The 17248-nt window shown below is 53.8% G+C and carries 30 protein-coding genes; all 30 read right to left on the bottom strand.

Annotated features, from left to right (window positions below; genetic code table 11):
- Positions 1–213 precede the first annotated feature (213 nt).
- Entirely contained in the window at positions 214–813 is a 600-nt protein-coding gene (gene rplQ / locus AUC43_RS08105; protein ID WP_068191759.1) for a 50S ribosomal protein L17, read from the bottom strand.
- 181 nt (positions 814–994) lie between these two features.
- Positions 995–1984, bottom strand: a complete 990-nt coding sequence (locus tag AUC43_RS08100; protein WP_068198387.1) for a DNA-directed RNA polymerase subunit alpha — start codon at positions 1982–1984, stop codon at positions 995–997.
- Between the two features lie 90 nt (positions 1985–2074).
- Positions 2075–2680: a 30S ribosomal protein S4 gene (rpsD, locus tag AUC43_RS08095; protein ID WP_068191757.1), complete on the bottom strand. Its 606-nt coding sequence runs from the start codon at positions 2678–2680 to the stop codon at positions 2075–2077.
- A gap of 26 nt (positions 2681–2706) precedes the next feature.
- Positions 2707–3099, bottom strand: a complete 393-nt coding sequence (gene rpsK / locus AUC43_RS08090; RefSeq protein WP_035567868.1) for a 30S ribosomal protein S11 — start codon at positions 3097–3099, stop codon at positions 2707–2709.
- An 87-nt stretch (positions 3100–3186) separates the two neighbouring features.
- Positions 3187–3564: a 30S ribosomal protein S13 gene (gene rpsM, locus AUC43_RS08085; protein ID WP_046246596.1), complete on the bottom strand. Its 378-nt coding sequence runs from the start codon at positions 3562–3564 to the stop codon at positions 3187–3189.
- Positions 3565–3672: 108 nt separating this feature from the next.
- Positions 3673–3789, bottom strand: coding sequence for a 50S ribosomal protein L36 (gene rpmJ / locus AUC43_RS08080; RefSeq protein ID WP_046246595.1), 117 nt, complete (start codon positions 3787–3789; stop codon positions 3673–3675).
- A gap of 21 nt (positions 3790–3810) precedes the next feature.
- Positions 3811–4029, bottom strand: coding sequence for a translation initiation factor IF-1 (gene infA, locus AUC43_RS08075; RefSeq protein ID WP_035567874.1), 219 nt, complete (start codon positions 4027–4029; stop codon positions 3811–3813).
- A 5-nt stretch (positions 4030–4034) separates the two neighbouring features.
- Entirely contained in the window at positions 4035–4817 is a 783-nt protein-coding gene (map, locus tag AUC43_RS08070; protein WP_068191756.1) for a type I methionyl aminopeptidase, read from the bottom strand.
- 6 nt (positions 4818–4823) lie between these two features.
- Positions 4824–6143, bottom strand: a complete 1320-nt coding sequence (gene secY, locus AUC43_RS08065) for a preprotein translocase subunit SecY (protein ID WP_068191752.1) — start codon at positions 6141–6143, stop codon at positions 4824–4826.
- Between the two features lie 15 nt (positions 6144–6158).
- Positions 6159–6608, bottom strand: a complete 450-nt coding sequence (rplO, locus tag AUC43_RS08060; protein ID WP_068191750.1) for a 50S ribosomal protein L15 — start codon at positions 6606–6608, stop codon at positions 6159–6161.
- A 14-nt stretch (positions 6609–6622) separates the two neighbouring features.
- The gene (rpmD, locus tag AUC43_RS08055) at positions 6623–6802 is read right to left on the bottom strand and encodes a 50S ribosomal protein L30 (RefSeq protein ID WP_068191748.1); all 180 of its coding nucleotides are present in this window, start codon (positions 6800–6802) and stop codon (positions 6623–6625) included.
- A gap of 5 nt (positions 6803–6807) precedes the next feature.
- On the bottom strand, positions 6808–7299 hold the full coding sequence (gene rpsE, locus AUC43_RS08050; protein ID WP_035567955.1) for a 30S ribosomal protein S5: 492 nt from the start codon (positions 7297–7299) through the stop codon (positions 6808–6810).
- A 90-nt stretch (positions 7300–7389) separates the two neighbouring features.
- Complete coding sequence (gene rplR, locus AUC43_RS08045) at positions 7390–7740, bottom strand: 50S ribosomal protein L18 (protein ID WP_068191746.1); 351 nt, start codon at positions 7738–7740, stop codon at positions 7390–7392.
- Positions 7741–7749: 9 nt separating this feature from the next.
- Positions 7750–8304, bottom strand: a complete 555-nt coding sequence (gene rplF / locus AUC43_RS08040) for a 50S ribosomal protein L6 (RefSeq protein WP_068191743.1) — start codon at positions 8302–8304, stop codon at positions 7750–7752.
- Positions 8305–8331: 27 nt separating this feature from the next.
- Entirely contained in the window at positions 8332–8730 is a 399-nt protein-coding gene (rpsH, locus tag AUC43_RS08035) for a 30S ribosomal protein S8 (RefSeq protein ID WP_068191741.1), read from the bottom strand.
- Positions 8731–9091: 361 nt separating this feature from the next.
- A complete protein-coding gene (gene rpsN / locus AUC43_RS08030; protein ID WP_035567891.1) occupies positions 9092–9361 on the bottom strand; it encodes a 30S ribosomal protein S14 in 270 nt (89 codons plus the stop codon).
- Positions 9362–9373: 12 nt separating this feature from the next.
- Positions 9374–9922, bottom strand: a complete 549-nt coding sequence (gene rplE / locus AUC43_RS08025) for a 50S ribosomal protein L5 (RefSeq protein ID WP_068191739.1) — start codon at positions 9920–9922, stop codon at positions 9374–9376.
- Positions 9923–9937: 15 nt separating this feature from the next.
- Positions 9938–10282, bottom strand: coding sequence for a 50S ribosomal protein L24 (rplX, locus tag AUC43_RS08020; RefSeq protein ID WP_082684986.1), 345 nt, complete (start codon positions 10280–10282; stop codon positions 9938–9940).
- Positions 10283–10285: 3 nt separating this feature from the next.
- Positions 10286–10654, bottom strand: coding sequence for a 50S ribosomal protein L14 (rplN, locus tag AUC43_RS08015; RefSeq protein WP_035567895.1), 369 nt, complete (start codon positions 10652–10654; stop codon positions 10286–10288).
- 9 nt (positions 10655–10663) lie between these two features.
- A complete protein-coding gene (rpsQ, locus tag AUC43_RS08010) occupies positions 10664–10960 on the bottom strand; it encodes a 30S ribosomal protein S17 (RefSeq protein WP_068191738.1) in 297 nt (98 codons plus the stop codon).
- Positions 10961–10963: 3 nt separating this feature from the next.
- Positions 10964–11179, bottom strand: a complete 216-nt coding sequence (gene rpmC, locus AUC43_RS08005) for a 50S ribosomal protein L29 (protein ID WP_068191736.1) — start codon at positions 11177–11179, stop codon at positions 10964–10966.
- Between the two features lie 3 nt (positions 11180–11182).
- Positions 11183–11608, bottom strand: coding sequence for a 50S ribosomal protein L16 (rplP, locus tag AUC43_RS08000; protein ID WP_035567899.1), 426 nt, complete (start codon positions 11606–11608; stop codon positions 11183–11185).
- 103 nt (positions 11609–11711) lie between these two features.
- Positions 11712–12599: a 30S ribosomal protein S3 gene (gene rpsC / locus AUC43_RS07995; protein WP_068191734.1), complete on the bottom strand. Its 888-nt coding sequence runs from the start codon at positions 12597–12599 to the stop codon at positions 11712–11714.
- A gap of 6 nt (positions 12600–12605) precedes the next feature.
- On the bottom strand, positions 12606–13028 hold the full coding sequence (gene rplV / locus AUC43_RS07990) for a 50S ribosomal protein L22 (protein WP_068191733.1): 423 nt from the start codon (positions 13026–13028) through the stop codon (positions 12606–12608).
- 1 nt (position 13029) lies between these two features.
- Positions 13030–13308 (bottom strand): 30S ribosomal protein S19, encoded by a 279-nt coding sequence (gene rpsS / locus AUC43_RS07985; protein ID WP_068191730.1) that lies wholly within the window; start codon positions 13306–13308, stop codon positions 13030–13032.
- A gap of 3 nt (positions 13309–13311) precedes the next feature.
- The gene (gene rplB / locus AUC43_RS07980) at positions 13312–14139 is read right to left on the bottom strand and encodes a 50S ribosomal protein L2 (protein WP_068191726.1); all 828 of its coding nucleotides are present in this window, start codon (positions 14137–14139) and stop codon (positions 13312–13314) included.
- A gap of 53 nt (positions 14140–14192) precedes the next feature.
- Positions 14193–14480, bottom strand: coding sequence for a 50S ribosomal protein L23 (gene rplW, locus AUC43_RS07975; protein WP_068191725.1), 288 nt, complete (start codon positions 14478–14480; stop codon positions 14193–14195).
- The gene (gene rplD, locus AUC43_RS07970) at positions 14480–15118 is read right to left on the bottom strand and encodes a 50S ribosomal protein L4 (RefSeq protein ID WP_068191723.1); all 639 of its coding nucleotides are present in this window, start codon (positions 15116–15118) and stop codon (positions 14480–14482) included. Before rplD ends, rplW begins: the two co-directional genes overlap by 1 nt.
- 9 nt (positions 15119–15127) lie before the next feature.
- Entirely contained in the window at positions 15128–15748 is a 621-nt protein-coding gene (gene rplC, locus AUC43_RS07965; protein WP_068191721.1) for a 50S ribosomal protein L3, read from the bottom strand.
- 158 nt (positions 15749–15906) lie between these two features.
- Positions 15907–17175, bottom strand: a complete 1269-nt coding sequence (locus AUC43_RS07960; protein ID WP_082684985.1) for an O-antigen ligase family protein — start codon at positions 17173–17175, stop codon at positions 15907–15909.
- Positions 17176–17248: the final 73 nt, after the last annotated feature.

Raw genomic sequence — 17248 nt, 5'->3', positions numbered from 1 at the left:
AGCACAACCTCACCATTAAACACCGTCCTACCGCCGAACGAAGCGGACCTAAACCTGGCGTAGCTAATTAACTCGCGTGCGTTGCTGAACACTTGGACTATGGACTCCATTTGATTCTTTGTTCGGGGCATATCACGTTTTTCGGTAAGTACCAAAACGAAAAAGGGACGCACCTAATGGCACGTCCCTTTCAATCGTAACAGTTAATGCTAATTAAGCACCCGCCTCGTCAGCCTTAGCTTCATCACGGCTTTCGCCTTCTTTAACGGTTTCAGTAGCGGTATCAGCCGGAGCCGACGTCTCTACTACAGCAGCGGGAGCAACCGCTTCGCTTTTCACTTCGGTAGCCGAAGTAGCAGCGTCGCCAGCAGCTTTCTTACCACCACGGCTGCGCGAACGACGGGTCGTGGTCGTCTTATCAGCAGCAGCCGATTTTGCTTCGAGCAGGGTCTCGTTGAAGTCAACCAGCTCAATGATGCACATCTCGGCGTTGTCGCCCAGACGGGTATCGCTCAGCTTCAGGATGCGGGTGTAGCCACCGGGACGGGTAGCAATCTTGCTCGAAATGTTACCGAACAACTCCTTGATGGATTCTTTGTCCTGCAACGCGGCAAATACCATCCGACGCGAGTGCGTGGTGTCTTCCTTCGACTTGGTCAGCATAGGCTCCACATACTTGCGCAGGGCTTTGGCTTTAGCAACCGTAGTCGTGATGCGCTTGTGGAGGATGAGCGACGAAGCCATGTTCGACAGCATCGCGTGACGGTGGGCGGTAGTCCGGCCCAGGTGGTTGATTTTTCTTCCGTGTCTCATTGGACGTTTGAAAAGATGTGCGCTTGCGGGCGGCGACCACGGCGGGCCTTGAAGGCCTCATTAGAACCGCTGCCCCTGGGGCGCACTGGTAAAAAATAAAGGTTTATTAAAAAAGCGAATGGCTGAACCGTTAGCTGCCGACTGCAACACAGTCAACTTTCCAACGGTTCAGCCATGACGTCTAGTCTTCTTCGAGGCGGTACTTGCCCAAGTCCATGCCGAACTCCAGGCCGCGCTCCTCAACGAGGTTCTCCAACTCGGTCAAGCTCTTCTTACCGAAGTTGCGGAACTTCATCATGTCAGCGATTTCGAGCTGTACCAATTCACCCATCGTTTTGATGTCGGCAGCCTTGAGGCAGTTCTTGGCGCGTACGCTGAGCTCCATGTCCTCCAGGGGAGTCTTGAGCATCTTGCGCATCTGCATGGTTTCCTCATCAATCGGCTCGTCTTCGGTCACGCGAGGACCTTCGAGGGTCATCGTGTTATCCGAGAACAGCATAAAGTGCTGAATGAGGATGTTGGCCGCACCTTTTAGTGCTTCCTCCGGATGAATTGAACCGTCGGTCTGAATCTCAATAACGAGCTTCTCATAGTCGGTCTTTTGCTCCACACGGGTGTTCTCAATGCTGTACTTCACGTTCTTAATAGGCGTGTAGATAGCATCGATAGCAATTTGACCGAAAACCTGGTCAGCTGGCTTGTTCTCGTCGGCGGGTACATAGCCACGGCCACGGGCAATTGTCAACTCAAACTCCAACTCTTTGCTGGGGTCGATGTGCGCAATCACGTGGTCGGGGTTGAGCACCTCGAAGCCGCTGGCAAACTTGCCAATGTCGCTGCCCGAGAAGGTCTCCTGACCTTTCACGCGCACCGTAATTTTATCAGCAATGGCGTCGCTGGTCTTCTTGAAGCGGACCATTTTCAGGTTCAGGATGATTTCGGACATGTCCTCAATCACACCTTCGATGGTCGAAAACTCATGCAACACGCTGTTCGTGCGAACCGACGTGATGGCGAAACCCTCCAGCGACGACAACAGAATGCGACGCAGCGCATTACCGATGGTGACGCCGTAGCCCTTCTCGAGCGGCTTAAATTCAAACGTCCCGGTGAAGTCGTCGGATTTCTCCATCACCACTTTCTCCGGCATCTGAAAAGCTAAGATTGACATATGTGGGGCGTAAAAAATTTGAAAAAAGTTGGTGAAGTATAAGCACAAGTGCGGCCCGACAAATTGCCGGGCCGCTACCAGTAGCGTTAATTACTTCGAATACAATTCGACGATGAGCTGCTCCGTGATTTTCTCCGGAATCAGCTCGCGAGCCGGGGCGTTGATGAACTTACCAACCATCTCCTTGCCGTCCCACTCCAACCAGGAGAACTGGCGCGAGTTGCGAACCGACAGGCTCGTGTTGATAGCTTCCAAGGACTTCGACTTCTCGCGAACACCCACTACGTCGCCAGCCCGGAGGTGGTACGAAGGAATGTTGACAACTTCGCCGTTAACGGTGATGTGCTTGTGGCCCACCAGCTGGCGGGCAGCGCGACGCGTTGAGGCAATGCCCAAACGGTACACGGCGTTGTCCAGACGGGCTTCCAGCAGAGCGAGCAGGTTGTCACCGGTGATGCCGGGCATGGTCGCTGCTTTGTGGAACAGGTTTTCGAATTGCTTTTCCAACATGCCGTACATGTACTTCACCTTCTGCTTCTCCATCAGCTGGACAGCGTACTCCGACTGCTTCTTGCGGCGGCCGCGGCCGTGCTGGCCCGGAGGATAGGCTTTCTTGTTGAGCGCTTTGTCAGGGCCGAAAATCGGCTCGTTGAAGCGACGGGCAATTTTTGAGGTAGGGCCGGTATAACGTGCCATCTTAATCTAATATCAGAAGTGAAAAACTAAACGCGACGACGCTTGGGAGGGCGGCAGCCGTTGTGCGGCAGCGGCGTTACGTCGCGGATGGTGGTCACCTCAATACCCACGTTGCCGAGGGCGCGGATGGCCGACTCACGGCCCGAACCCGGACCTTTAACGAATACTTCAGCTTTGCGCATGCCCAGGTCGTGGGCTACTTTACCGCAGTCGCTCATCGCCATTTGGGCGGCGTAGGGCGTGTTTTTCTTCGAACCACGGAAGCCCATTTTGCCGGCCGAAGCCCACGAAATAACTTGACCGTTGTTATTGGTAATGGAGATGATGATGTTGTTGAACGAGGCACGGATATGTACCTGGCCAACCTGCTCCACCACGACAACGCGCTTCTTGGCTTTGTCTTTTCTTTTTTGTGCCATTTGGTTATCGCAAAAAATGCAGGAGGTGTTGGCGCTAGCAGCGCAAGTACATTACTCGCAGCCACCAGCGCCGATTCCCGGATGAGATTATTTGGTTGCCTTCTTCTTGCCAGCTACCGTCTTCCGCTTGCCCTTGCGGGTACGCGAGTTGTTCTTGGTGCGCTGACCACGAACCGGCAGACCTTTGCGGTGACGCAAGCCACGATAGCAACCAATATCCATCAAACGCTTGATGTTGGTGGTTACTTCCGAGCGTAGAACGCCTTCCGTCTTGTGCTCAGCTGCAATGATGGCACGGATAGCGCCCGACTCCTCGTCGGTCCAGTCCTTTACCTTCTTGTTGATGTCAACCCCGGCTTTCACCAGAATCTTCTGAGAATTGCTCCGGCCAATGCCGAAGATGTAAGTCAGGGCGATTTCGCCGCGCTTGTTGTCCGGGATATCAACCCCTGCGATACGAGCCATTTTGTGTGGTTATGTGTTTGCGGACAGAAACCCGGCAACTACTTGGAAGGCGGGAAGTAGGGTAAACCAACTCCTCAGTACCCAAGGTTCCGGGATTCTAAAATAGGATTAACCCTGGCGCTGCTTGAAGCGGGGGTTTTTCTTGTTGATGACGTAGAGCTTGCCATTACGGCGGACCAATTTGCAGTCCACACTACGCTTTTTCACCGAGGTTTTTACTTTCATGACCTGTGAAGGGAAACGGGTTTATTTATAACGATACTTTATCCGGCCCTTCGACAAGTCGTAGGGAGACATTTCCAGCTTTACCTTGTCGCCAGGCAGAATCTTGATGTAGTGCATCCGCATCTTGCCTGAAATGTGGGCAATCAGTTGGTGACCGTTCTCCAACTCCACGCGAAACATGGCGTTAGAGAGGGCTTCCAGGATGGTTCCGTCCTGCTCAATCGAGGCTTGTTTGGCCATAAGGGCTACTGCAGTGCTTTTTCTATGTACTCAAAGGTGGTAAGAATCTCCGCCTTATCTTTTCTGACTACTATGGTATGCTCAAAGTGGGCGGAAGGCTTGCGGTCTTTGGTACGGATAGTCCAGCCATCCGCCTCCTGTACCACGTCCTTTTTGCCTAAGTTTACCATTGGCTCAATTGCCAATACCAAACCCGTTTGCAGCAACGGTCCAGAACCCCGCTTGCCATAATTTGGCACTTCGGGCTTCTCATGTAACTTCGCGCCAACTCCATGACCAACCAGCTCTCTCACCACACCGTAGCCCAACGGGGCTACATGGTTCTGGATAGCGTAGCTGATATCGCCCACGCGGTTGCCACTCACGGCTTGCTCAATGCCTTTGTACAGTGACGCTTTGGTTTCAGCCAGCAACGTCAATACTTCAGGTGCCACCTCCCCTATTGGGTAAGTGTAAGCACTGTCTGAATGGAAGCCATTCAGGAAAACCCCACAGTCTACCGATAAAATATCGCCGCTTTTCAGCGGCTGGTCGGTAGCAAACCCGTGCACTACTACCGAGTTCGGTGAGAGGCACAAGCTGTAGGGAAACTTATTGTAGCCTTTGAAGGAAGGAACGCCACCATGGTCTCGGATGAATTCCTCCGCGCGCTTATCAAGCTGCCGCGTTGTCACCCCTTCCTTCACCATACCAGCGACTTCGCCGTGGGCCTTCGCCAGCACTAGCGAACTGGCACGGATGAGGTCGATTTCTTCTTCGGTTCTATATTGAATGCTACCGCTGGCCATTTTTGCTTACGAGGCTATCGAAATGGGCTGGGCTGTGCGACCACGAAGCTTGCCCGATTTCATCATCCCATCGTAATGCTGCATCAGCAAGTAACTCTGAACTTGATTCACGGTATCTAGAACTACACCTACCATGATGATAAGTGATGTACCACCGTAGAATGCCGAGAACGGACGTGTTACGCCGAGTAGCAAGGCGATAGCCGGGAAAATGGCAATCAATGCAAGCGCTACTGCACCAGGAAGCGTCACGCGGGTTAGGATTTCATCGATAAATTCCGACGTATCCCGACCTGGCTTTACGCCTGGCACAAAACCACCGCTACGCTTTAAGTCATCCGCAATCTGGTTAGGGTTGACGCTGATAGCAGTATAGAAGTAAGTGAAGATGATGATAAGCAGCCCAAAGGTCAAATTGTACTGCCATGAGGTGTAGTCCGAGAACTTCACCCCAATGTAACTAGCAGTATCACTCTGGTTCTGCCATACCGAAGCCACAATAGCCGGCACAAACATCAGCGATTGCGCAAAGATGATGGGCATTACACCAGCAGCATTCACCTTAAGGGGAATAAACTGACGCTGTGCATCGAGCTGCGTGGTGCCACCTACCTGCTTAGCATACTGTACTGCAATGCGGCGAACCGCCTGCGTAAGTACAATAACCGCCATTACAACGAGGAACAGCACCACCATTTCCAACAGGAAAATCAGGGACTTATTAACCCCCTTGGCAGCTGCCTCACCGATGATAGCACCAGGAAGACGCGAAACGATACCAATCATAATAATCATGGAGATACCGTTGCCAATGCCTTTGTCCGTAATCTTCTCACCCAACCACATGCAGAACAATGTTCCAGCCGTGATGATAATCATGGTCGAAACGGTGAAGAATGTGCCAGGATTGATTATGGCTTCGGCGTTGATCGTAGCAATAAAGCCAACCGACTGGGCCAGTACAATTGGAATCGTAAGAATCCGAGTGTATTGGTTAATCTTCTTACGGCCAGACTCGCCTTCTTTTTGGAGCTTCTGAAAATAAGGAACAGCTATTGTAAGCAACTGCAGTACGATTGATGCAGATATGTAAGGCATAATGCCCAACGCGAAAATTGACGCGTGGCTGAATGCACCACCAAGTAGCGTATCCAAGATGCCAAACAAGCCTTGAGCACCGGTCTTGAGGCGTGTCGGGTCTACACCCGGCAACACCACGTAAACGCCGAGGCGATAGATGGCAATGAAGAAAAGCGTATTGAGGATCCGCGTACGCAGATCCTCAATCGCAAAAATGTTCTTTATCGACGTGATAAACTTATTCATTGCCGAAGGTAGGCTTTAGAGCGTTACGGCTTTGCCGCCGGCCTTCTCGATGGCTTCAACGGCCGACTTCGAGAATGCGTGAGCATGAACCTCCAAGGCAGTGGATACTTCGCCACGACCGAGGATTTTTATTTTGGCGTTTTTCGACACCAAACCGTTGGCTACGAAGTAAGCGGCATCCATGGTGGTAGCGCTGTTCTTCTCCAAAAGGGTAGCAAGGGCATCAAGGTTGATGGCTTTGTACTCTACGCGGTTAATGTTGGTGAAACCAAACTTAGGCACACGGCGCTGGAGTGGCATTTGGCCACCTTCAAAGCCGGATTTGCGCTTGTAGCCCGAACGCGACTTGGCGCCTTTGTGACCACGGGTCGACGTGCCACCGCGCGTGGAGCCTTCGCCCCGGCCAATCCGCTTCTCGTTTTTAGTCGAGCCGTAGGCTGGCGATAGATTGCTGAGATTAAGCATGACGATATATGGTCTTACAGTTCGGTTACTTCTAGCAGGTGCTTCACGCTGTTCACCATGCCCATGATGGACGGGTTTACTTCGTGCTGCGCGGTGCTGTTCATTTTGTTCAGCCCCAAGGACTGAACGGTGCGCTTCTGACGCTCGGGGCGGTCAATTGCGCTGCGCACGAGCTTTACTTTAATTTGTGCCATGTCAATTAACCGTTAAAAACGCGGGCAAGAGAGATACCACGTGCCTGTGCAATTTGCAAAGGGTCACGCATCTTGGCCAAGGCAGCAAAGGTAGCCTTTACCACGTTGTGAGGGTTCGACGAGCCTTTCGACTTCGCCAACACATCCTTGATACCGGCGCTCTCGAACACGGCGCGCATAGCACCACCTGCGATTACACCCGTACCAGCCGCTGCCGGTTGGATGAGCACGAAACCACCACCGTAGCGGCCTTCCATGAGGTGAGGAACCGTGTGCTTGTACATCGGTACTTTCACTACGTTCTTCTTAGCGTCGTCAATGCCTTTAGCAATGGCGTCGGTTACTTCGTTGGCTTTGCCTAGGCCGTAGCCCACGTTGCCATTGCCGTCGCCTACTACCACGATGGCAGAGAAGCTAAAGCGGCGACCACCCTTCACCACCTTCGCTACGCGGTTGATGGCTACTACTTTTTCTTTGAAGTCGGAGTCAGCACCCATGCGGGAGTTGTCCTTGTTCCGGTCGCGGTCGTTGCTGCGCTGACGGTCTCCGCCAGGACGATTGTTGTCGCGTTCTTGCGCCATGATAGTTTAGAAATTGAGGCCGCCTTCGCGGGCTCCTTCAGCCAATGATTTTACGCGACCGTGGTAGAGGTAACCGGAGCGGTCAAACACCACTTTCGTGATGCCTTTCTCCTGGGCGACGGCGGCAATCTGCCGACCTACGGCGGCGGCCAAAGCCACACCGTTGCCACCCTCGGCGGTTACTTTTTTCGACGTAGCAGCTGCCAGCGTACGGCCGGTAGTGTCGTCGATAATCTGAGCGTAGATGCCCGTGTTGCTACGGAACACCGAGAGCCGCGGCCGCTCGGACGTGCCAGCCACCTTGGTACGGATGATGCGCTGAATCCGCTTGCGGCGTTGTGCCTTATCAAATGCCATGATGCGAACTTATTTAGAGGCCGTTTTACCAGCTTTGCGACGGATGATTTCGCCCACGAAGCGTACACCTTTGCCTTTGTAAGGCTCGACTTTACGCAATGAACGAATTTTAGCGGCCACCTGGCCCAACAGTTGATTGTCGATGCTGGTGAGCGTAACAATCGGGTTTTTACCTTTTTCGGTAACAGCCGTTGCAGTTACTTCTTTCGGTAACGCGATGAACACGTTGTGCGAGTAACCCAAAGCTAATTCCAGCGTGGTGCCGGCCAAGGAGGCTTTATAGCCTACGCCTACCAGCTCCAACTGCTTGGTGAAGCCGTTGCTCACGCCTTCTACCATGTTGTTGATGAGCGAGCGGTACAGGCCGTGCATGGCCTTGTGACGCTTCTGCTCCGTGGGACGGGATACCGTGAGGGTACCGTCTTCAATGGCAACGTTGATGTCGCGGTCCACTTGCGTGGTTAGCGTGCCCTTAGGACCTTTCACCGTTACCACGTTGTCTTTCTCAACCGAGATAGCGACCCCGGCGGGGACGGAAATCGGCAGTTTACCAATACGTGACATAATTGAGTTAGCTAAAGCGGTTCCGGATTAGTACACGTAGCACAGCACCTCGCCGCCCACGTTCTCGGTTTTGCACTCTTTCTCCGTCATCACGCCTTTCGAGGTCGAGATGATGGCGACACCTAGGCCGCTGAGGACGCGGGGCAGGTTGTCGGCAGCCACGTACTGACGCAAGCCGGGCGTCGAAACGCGCTGCAGCTTGGTGATGGCGGGAGCCTTGGTGGTCGGGTTGTACTTCAGGGCAATTTTGATGGTGCCCTGAACCGATGAATCATCAAAACGGTACGACTGAATGTAGCCCTTGTGGTAGAGCACCTTCGTGATTTCCTTTTTGATGTTGCTGGCCGGGATTTCTACCACCCGGTGGTTCGCCTTGATGGCGTTGCGTACCCGGGTCAGGTAGTCGGCAATGGGGTCAGTATTCATTGAGTATTAAATGCGTCCGCTTTTTTCGGAGCGCAAAGATAAGAAAATTTCGCCGGGTGCCCAACGGGACCAACGAAATTTCGGTTAAGACTACTTGGCTTGCCCGGCGACGGTGCAGCCAATGGTTTCTTTTGGCAACCTGCCAAATGGTTTGAGGCCTTCCCCAAGTTTTCGGAGTGCAAAGGTAACGGAAAACGTGACACTTATGCAAGTGGACTGCATAAATGTCATTGAATCTTTGTGTCTTTTGCTCTTCACTCCTAGCAATAAACGGCATTAAGTGGGGTGCACTGTGTCACCTTTCATAAAAAAAGCCCCCAATAACTTGGGGGCTTTTCAATTCGGCGAAAGCCAGACTGTACTACCAGCTCGACTTGGTCACACCAGGAATCTTCCCGGCCAGAGCCATTTCGCGGAAACGCACGCGGCTGATGCCAAACTTGCGCATGTAGCCGCGGGGGCGGCCGTCAATCATGTCGCGGTTATGCAAGCGCACGGGCGAAGCGTTTTTGGGCAGCTTGTCGAGACCTTCGTAGTCGCCGGCAGCTTTCAGAGCCTTGCGCTTCTCAGCGTAGCGGGCCACGGTGGCAATGCGCTTGCGCTCCCGTGCTTTGATGGATTCTTTAGCCATGAGTCAGGGAGATTATTTGTTAGCGTTTGCGAAAGGCATACCGAAAGCTTTTAGCAGCTCGTAGCTCTGCTCATCGTTCTCGGCAGTGGTCACGAACGTGATGTCCATGCCCGAGATGCCTTTGATTTTGTCAATCGAGATTTCGGGGAAGATGATTTGCTCCTTCACGCCAAGCGTGTAGTTGCCACGACCATCGAACCCTTTGTCGTTGATGCCTTTGAAGTCACGTACGCGGGGCAGGGCCACCGTCAGAAGACGGTCCATGAACTCGTACATGCGCTCGCCGCGCAACGTCACTTTAGCACCGATGGGCATACCTTCCCGGAGCTTAAAGTTCGACACCGAACGCTTGGCAATGGTTGGAACGGCTTTCTGACCGGTAATGGTCGTGAGCTCTTCCACACCGTTATCGACCAATTTCTTATCGGCGACAGCAGCACCAATACCGCGGTTAATGCAGATTTTGGTGATGCGTGGTACCTGCATGATGCTCTTGAACTGGAATTTCTCCTGGAGCGCCGGTACTACGTCTTTGTTATAAATGTCTTTGAGACGGGCCATGATGCAGGGGGCGGATTAAGCCGTTTTGGCAGTGGCACGCTTGGCTTTTGCAGGAGCAGCAGCCGAAGCTGCTGCGGCTGCGGCGCCTTTGCGCACACGCTCACCGGTGGTGGGGTTGATAGCCTGCACATTGCTCACGTGCATGGGCGCCTCCATCTTGGTGATGCCGCCCTGGGGCGATTTGGCGCTCGGCTTGTTGTGTTTCGTCACCAGGTTCAGACCTTCAACGGTTACGCGCTGGGTCACCCGGTTTACCGACTTGATAACGCCGGTCTTGCCGCGCTCGTCGCCAGCAATCACCTTTACGGTGTCGCCCGACTTCACGTGCAGTTGTACGGGGGCTGCTTTTTTGATAGCCATAGCTTACAGTACTTCGGGGGCCAGCGATACAATTTTCATGAACTGACGCTCACGCAGCTCCCGGGCCACTGGGCCAAAGATGCGCGTGCCGCGGGGCTCGTCGTTGTTGTTGAGCAACACAGCAGCGTTGTCGTCGAAGCGAATGTACGACCCGTCTTTGCGGCGTACTTCTTTCTTCACACGAACTACTACGGCTTTGCTCACGGTGCCTTTCTTGGCGTTGCCGGAAGGGATAGCCGACTTAATAGCTACCACAATCTTGTCGCCAACGCTGGCGTATTTCTTGCCCGTGCCACCCAAAACGCGGATGCAGAGGACTTCCTTAGCGCCGCTGTTATCGGCCACCGTCAGGCGGGATTCTTGCTGTATCATCGAATTAGATTATTTAGCGCGTTCAATAATTTCCACCAGGCGCCACCGCTTGGTTTTGCTCAGGGGACGGGTGCTCATGATGCGCACCGTATCACCTTCGCCACACTCGTTGTTCTCGTCGTGGGCGTGGAATTTCGTGGTTTTGGTCACGAACTTGCCGTACATGGGGTGCTTTTGTTTCTGCACCACAGCCACGGTGATGGACTTGTCCATCTTCGAGCTCGTTACCGTGCCGGTGATTTCCTTGCGCATGTTGCGCGAGTCTTCAGCTACGGCTTGGTCTTGGGTTGTTACGTCGGTTGCCATCGGTTATTGAGCGGGGTTAGTGGCCTGCTCGTTATTCCGACGAGTCTGCTCGGTGAGCAAGCGGGCGACGTTTTTACGGTTGGCCTTGAGACGGGCAGGGTTCTCCAGGGGCGAAATCGCGTGCGCGAAACGCAGTTGCTGGCCCTGGGCCTTCTCGGCGGTGAGTTGCTCTTTCAGCGCTTCGGCGGAAAGGCCTTTGAGGTCGGTCTTGTTCTTCATGACTTAAGCAGCGTCGGTATAGTCGCGGCGAACCACGAATGAAGTCCGTACGGGCAGCTTCTGAGCCGCCAGACGCAGCGACTCCTTGGCTACTTCCAGCGAAACACCGTCCGACTCGAACATGATTTGACCCGGCTTTACGCAGGCCACCCAATACTCGGGAGAGCCTTTGCCCTTACCCATCCGCACTTCAGCAGGCTTCTTGGTAATTGGCTTGTCGGGGAAAATGCGAATCCATACTTGCCCTTCGCGTTTCATGGCGCGGGTCATGGCGATACGAGCTGCCTCAATCTGGCGAGCCGTAATCCAAGAAACCTCAAGCGACTTGATGGCGAACGAACCGAAGTCTATGGAGCTGCCGCGGTAGGCGAGGCCTGTTACGCGACCCTTTTGCATCTTGCGATACTTGGTCCTTTTCGGTTGTAACATTTGATTTTAATAAAAGAGAGTGTTCTGTAAGAAAGGGGCGAACAGTCGAACATTTCACTTCGTTCACCCTATGGCAAACGAAGTGAAATTCCTTTGACTTGTTCTAGCGACGCGGGCCGCGAGCAGCACCACCGGCTCCACCACCAGCGGCGGGACCATTGCGACGAGGACCGGCGTTGTCGCCGCGGGGAGCACCACCGCCGGCGTTACCGCCACGGTCTGCACCACCACGGCCACCACGGTCGCCGTCACGACGAGGACCACGGTCACCGTCACGACGCTCGCCACGAGGGCCACGATCGTCACGACGTCCACCGGCGTCGCCACCGGGGTTGGTGAGCTGCTGGTTGGGCGATAGGTCGGGCTTGCCGAACACCTCACCACGCATTACCCACACCTTGATGCCGATTTTGCCATATACGGTTTGAGCTTCTGACAAAGCGTAGTCGATGTCAGCGCGCAGCGTGTGCAGCGGCGTACGACCTTCTTTGTACTGCTCCGAACGGGCAATTTCAGCACCGCCGAGACGGCCACCGCACTGAATCTTGATGCCTTCAGCGCCAACCCGCATGGCGGCTTGGATAGACATTTTCATGGCGCGACGGAAGGAGATACGAGCAGCCAACTGCTGGGCGATGCTCTCGCCTACCAGCTTGGCATCCAACTCCGGACGCTTGATTTCGAAGATGTTGATTTGAACGTCTTTGCTGGTGATTTGCTTCAGCTCGTCCTTAATCTTGTCCACTTCCTGGCCGCCTTTACCAATTACCACACCCGGACGAGCCGTGTTGATGGTGATGGTGATGCGCTTCAGGGTGCGCTCAATCACAATGCGGCTGATGCCGCCTTTCTGAATGCGAGCGTTGATGTACTTGCGGATTTTCTCGTCCTCCACCAATTTCTCGGCGAAGTCCTTGCCGCCGTACCAGTTGGAGTCCCAGCCTTTGATTACTCCCAAGCGGAAGCCAACCGGATTTACTTTCTGTCCCATATTGAATTAGGATTTGGCGTCGGCCTTAGGGTTATCGGTAGTACCAACTTGCTTAGCGTGCTCGGTGGTTTTCTTGCCGAGCTTCTCCACTTTCGTGTCGATTTTCAGCGTCACGTGGTTGCTACGCTTGCGGATGCGGTGGCCACGGCCCTGGGGGGCGGGGCGCAGGCGCTTCAGCTGGCGTCCTTCGTCCACGAAGATTTCGCTGATGTAGAGGTTTGCGTCCTCAATCCGCTCTTCTTCGTTGTGCTGCTGCCAGTTGGCCAAAGCCGAAAGGAGCAGTTTCTCAATCTTCTCGGCGCCGATGTTGGCTTCGAAGCGCAACAGGCCGAGGGCCTGGGTCACTTTCTTGCCGCGCACGAGGTCGGCCACCAAACGCATCTTGCGAGGCGAGGTCGGCACATTGCGGAGTTTTGCTACTGCTTCCATCTTAGCGCTTGCCTTTATCTTTTTTGGCGACGTGACCACGGAAGTTGCGCGTCGGGGCAAATTCGCCCAACTTGTGCCCTACCATGTTCTCGGTCACATACACCGGGATGAACTTATTGCCGTTGTGAACAGCGAACGTGTGGCCAACGAAATCCGGGGAAATCATCGAGCGGCGCGACCAGGTCTTCACCACCGACTTTTTACCAGCCGTTTCGAGTGCCGTGACTTTCTTTTCCAGCCGGAAGTCAATGTACGGCCCTTTTTTGAGTGAACGTGCCATATATTACTTCTTGCCTTTACGGCTCACAATCAGGTTCTCCGAATACTTGTTCTTGTTGCGGGTCTTCTGGCCCTTAGCCAAAATACCATTGCGGCTACGTGGGTGACCACCCGACGATTTGCCTTCACCACCACCCATGGGGTGGTCGACAGGGTTCATGGCTACACCACGAACGCGGGGACGACGACCAGCCCACCGGTTACGGCCTGCCTTACCCATCCGGGTGTTCATGTGGTCGCCGTTAGAAACGGTACCAACCGTGGCCATGCAAGTCACGAGGACCATGCGCATTTCGCCGGAAGGCAATTTCAAGGTTGCGTAACGCTCTTCGCGAGCCACCAGCTGGGCGTACGTGCCGGCCGAACGGGCCATGGCCGCACCCTGGCCGGGCTGCAGCTCAATGTTGTGGAGGATGGTACCGAGGGGAATCTCACGGAGCGGCAAGGTATTGCCAACTTCGGGAGCTACGCCCGTGCCCGATACGACCGTCGTACCTACCGTCATGCCGGCGGGCGCGATGATGTAGCGCTTCTCGCCGTCAGCGTAGCTGAGCAGAGCGATGCGGGCGGTACGGTTGGGGTCGTACTCGATGGTCTTCACGGTAGCCGGAACACCGGCTTTGTCGCGCTTGAAGTCCACGATACGGTACTGGGTTTTATGACCACCGCCGATGTAGCGGTTGGACATTTTACCGGAAGAGTTCCGGCCACCCGATTTGGGGAGGGAAGTCATCAGCGACTTCTCCGGGGTCGACGTGGTAATCTCGTCGAACGCCGGCGCAACGCGGAAACGTTGCCCTGGGCTGGTTGGTCTGAGTTTTTTAAGTGCCATTACTAGCTAGTTGTGCTTTTGCGGCGGAAAAATTAGGAGGCGAAGCTGGCGGCCTAGAGGTTGCCGTAGAAGTCGATTACATCGCCTTCTTTCACGGTAACGATTGCTTTTTTGCCATGGGCCCGACGGCCGGTCACTTGACCGCCTTTGGTACCTTTCGACTTCATTTTGCCAATGGTGCGCATCGTGTTAATCTCGGTCACAGTCACGCCGTACAGCGTTTCGATGTCCTTCTTGATTTGCACTTTGTTGGCCGTGCGCTCCACTTCAAAAGTGTAGCGACCTTTTTCGTTGAGGCCGGTGGCCTTTTCGGTCACGATGGGGCGTTTCAGCGTGCTCATTATTCGGCGGTGCTATAGAGTTCAACCAATGAAGCCATGCCGTCTTCCGAAATCAGCAGCGTGTCCGTGTTTAGCAGGTCGTGGGTGTTGAGGCCGATTGGCGTCGACACTTTCACTTTCTGCAGGTTGCGGGCGCTGAGAACAACGTTCTTGTTTACCTCACCGGTAACAAGCATGGTCTTTTTGCCATTGTTCAGCTTGAGGCCGTCCAAGATGGCGACGAAGTCCTTGGTGCGGGGAGCATCCATGGCGATGTTCTCCACGAGGGAGATTTTGCCATCCTTCGCCAGGCTCGAAAGAGCTGAGAGACGAGCTACGCGCTTGGTCTTCTTGTTCAGCTTGAAGCTGTAGTCGCGGGGCTGAGGACCGAACATCCGGCCACCACCTACGAACACACCCGACTTCATGCTGCCGGCGCGGGCACCGCCCGTACCTTTTTGTTTCTTGAGCTTCTTCGTGGTGCCGTGCACCTCGTTGCGCTGCTTGGACTTGTGCGTGCCCTGGCGCTGGTTGGCCAAGTACTGTTTCACGTCCAGGTACATCACGTGCTCGTTTACTTCGAGACCGAAGATGGCGTCAGACAGGGTCACTTTGCGGCCGGTGTCTTCGCCTTTGAGGTTATATACTGCGAGTTCCATCGTACTAGTCTATTTCTCGATTACCACGTAAGAATTCTTCGCGCCGGGAATCGAGCCGCTCACCAGAATCAGGTTCTTGTCGCCTACTACGCGCATCACCTTTAGGTTCTGCACTTTCACGCGGTCATTGCCCATCCGGCCACCCATACGCATTCCTTTGAATACGCGCGAAGGCCAGGAGCAAGCACCGATAGAACCGGGGTGACGCAGGCGGTTGTGCTGACCGTGGGTCTGGCCACCAACACCCTGGAAGTTGTAACGCTTTACAACGCCCTGGAAACCCTTGCCTTTGGAAGTACCCACCACGTCCACAAACTCGCCCTCTTCGAAAAGAGTAGCATCGATGGTGGCGCCGGCGGCATAGGTCGATTCGGCGTCGAGGCGGAATTCAACCAATTTTTTCTTGGGGGTAGTACCAGCTTTAGCGAAGTGACCAACCAATGCTTTGGTCGTGTTCTTGGCTTTTTTCTCGCCGTACCCAATTTGAATGGCGGTGTAGCCGTCATTCGCGATAGTCTTAACCTGCGTCACTACGCACGGACCCGCTTCGATGAGCGTGCAGGGAATGTTTTTCCCATCCGGAGTGAAGAGGCTTGTCATACCGATTTTCTTACCGATGATGCCAGGCATTCTATTAATGATTAAATGACACAAAAAGAAAACGGCCGAGTGCCGTTTTCGCTAAGGGAGTGCAAAGATAGAAAAAAAGCCTCGGTAATCACAACCACAGGTAGAAATATTTTCTAGATGAGGCTGTTAGCTGACTTTATGGCTCAATCTGCAACAGTTTAAGCAGGTCGCCATTGGGTGTCATTTTCCGTAGCGGGCAGAGAGCCCTGCAAGGCCAGAAACAAGAAGAACACTACATACGCTAACCCAACCTGCGTTTCCAAGGTGTATTCGACCAAGAACGAGAGAGCAATGCTAATGTATTGCGCCAACAACAAAGGAGCATATTTCCGGCGGGCCCACCACGCCGGGTAGAAGATGCCCACACAGAATACTAATAGCCCCAGTAAACCGTAGGCAGCTAGATTGTATAAGTATTGGTTGTGGGGCTGTATATAATACTCAGGAGTTAGCTCAGGATATAAAATGGCGTAGCGCTTTGCCATCTCCGTTTTGAGGTCTGGTTTCCCGACTCCAATTAACATATTCTCGTTCCAAACCGCTAAGGCCACTTTGTAAGAGTATACACGCGAGGAAATGGAATATGTCTTCCCAACCGAGCTGCGGTTAACACTGCTTACATCATCCTGTGTATTAAATATCTTATTGCGGAAAGTCGGTAAAGCGATAAAGCTAACTGCGGGCAGCAGCAGGAGCACTGCCGCTAGCGTCGCTGCTTGTTTCCACTGCTTGGCCCGACTTATAAGACGCACCACAGCTAGTGCTCCTAGAACGTAAAATGTCATTTCCCCGCTTCGTACTGCCAACAAATGGAGAAAGAGAGCGAGAAACATCAGGCCTCCGATTAGCCAAGGGCGCCAATGGGAATGAATGGCCTTGTGTACCAATAGAAGAACTCCCGCTGCTATTGCCAATGTAATAATCAAGCTGAAGCGGATATGGTCCGGCTCGGTTGGCATCACCTTCGAGTGCAGATACATCTCGTTTATTTCGCCAACATTCATTAGATAATTGACTGTAGCCCCAAGGGCTGCTATTAGTGTTATCGCTATTAGGATAAGCCAAAGCGCCCGCAGGTACCGTGCGGGCAGTGCCGGCAACAACCAAAACCCTACCACCAAAGCCAAGAAAGGCAACTGCAGCACAATGTCTTTCCCGTACTCATAGTAATTGGCAGCATCAGTATTCAATCCCTGAACTAGGTGTAACATGAACACTAAGAACAGGCTTCCGAATACCGGCCATTCGTTCCAATTAGCGATTCGGCGGTATACCCCAGCATATATTAAACCGGTAAGGGCAATGCCTGCCATCCCGATACTGGGCAAGACACGAAACCAGTGGGCAATGAAAATGCCAACGATAATGCAAACGCAGAAGAACATAGCTGCCCGGTGCAAGCGAGCAAGAGTGAAAACAGATTGCATGTAGGGATTGTAGTGCTGCCGCAAGTTCCAAAGAAAAAGCCCCACCGCGACGAATCACAGTGGGGCTTATCTC

Source organism: Hymenobacter sedentarius, assembly GCF_001507645.1.
In the GTDB taxonomy this organism is placed as follows: Bacteria; Bacteroidota; Bacteroidia; order Cytophagales; family Hymenobacteraceae; genus Hymenobacter; species Hymenobacter sedentarius.
Note: the sequence above shows the minus strand (reverse complement) of the source record. Positions and strands in the feature narration are given on the sequence as shown.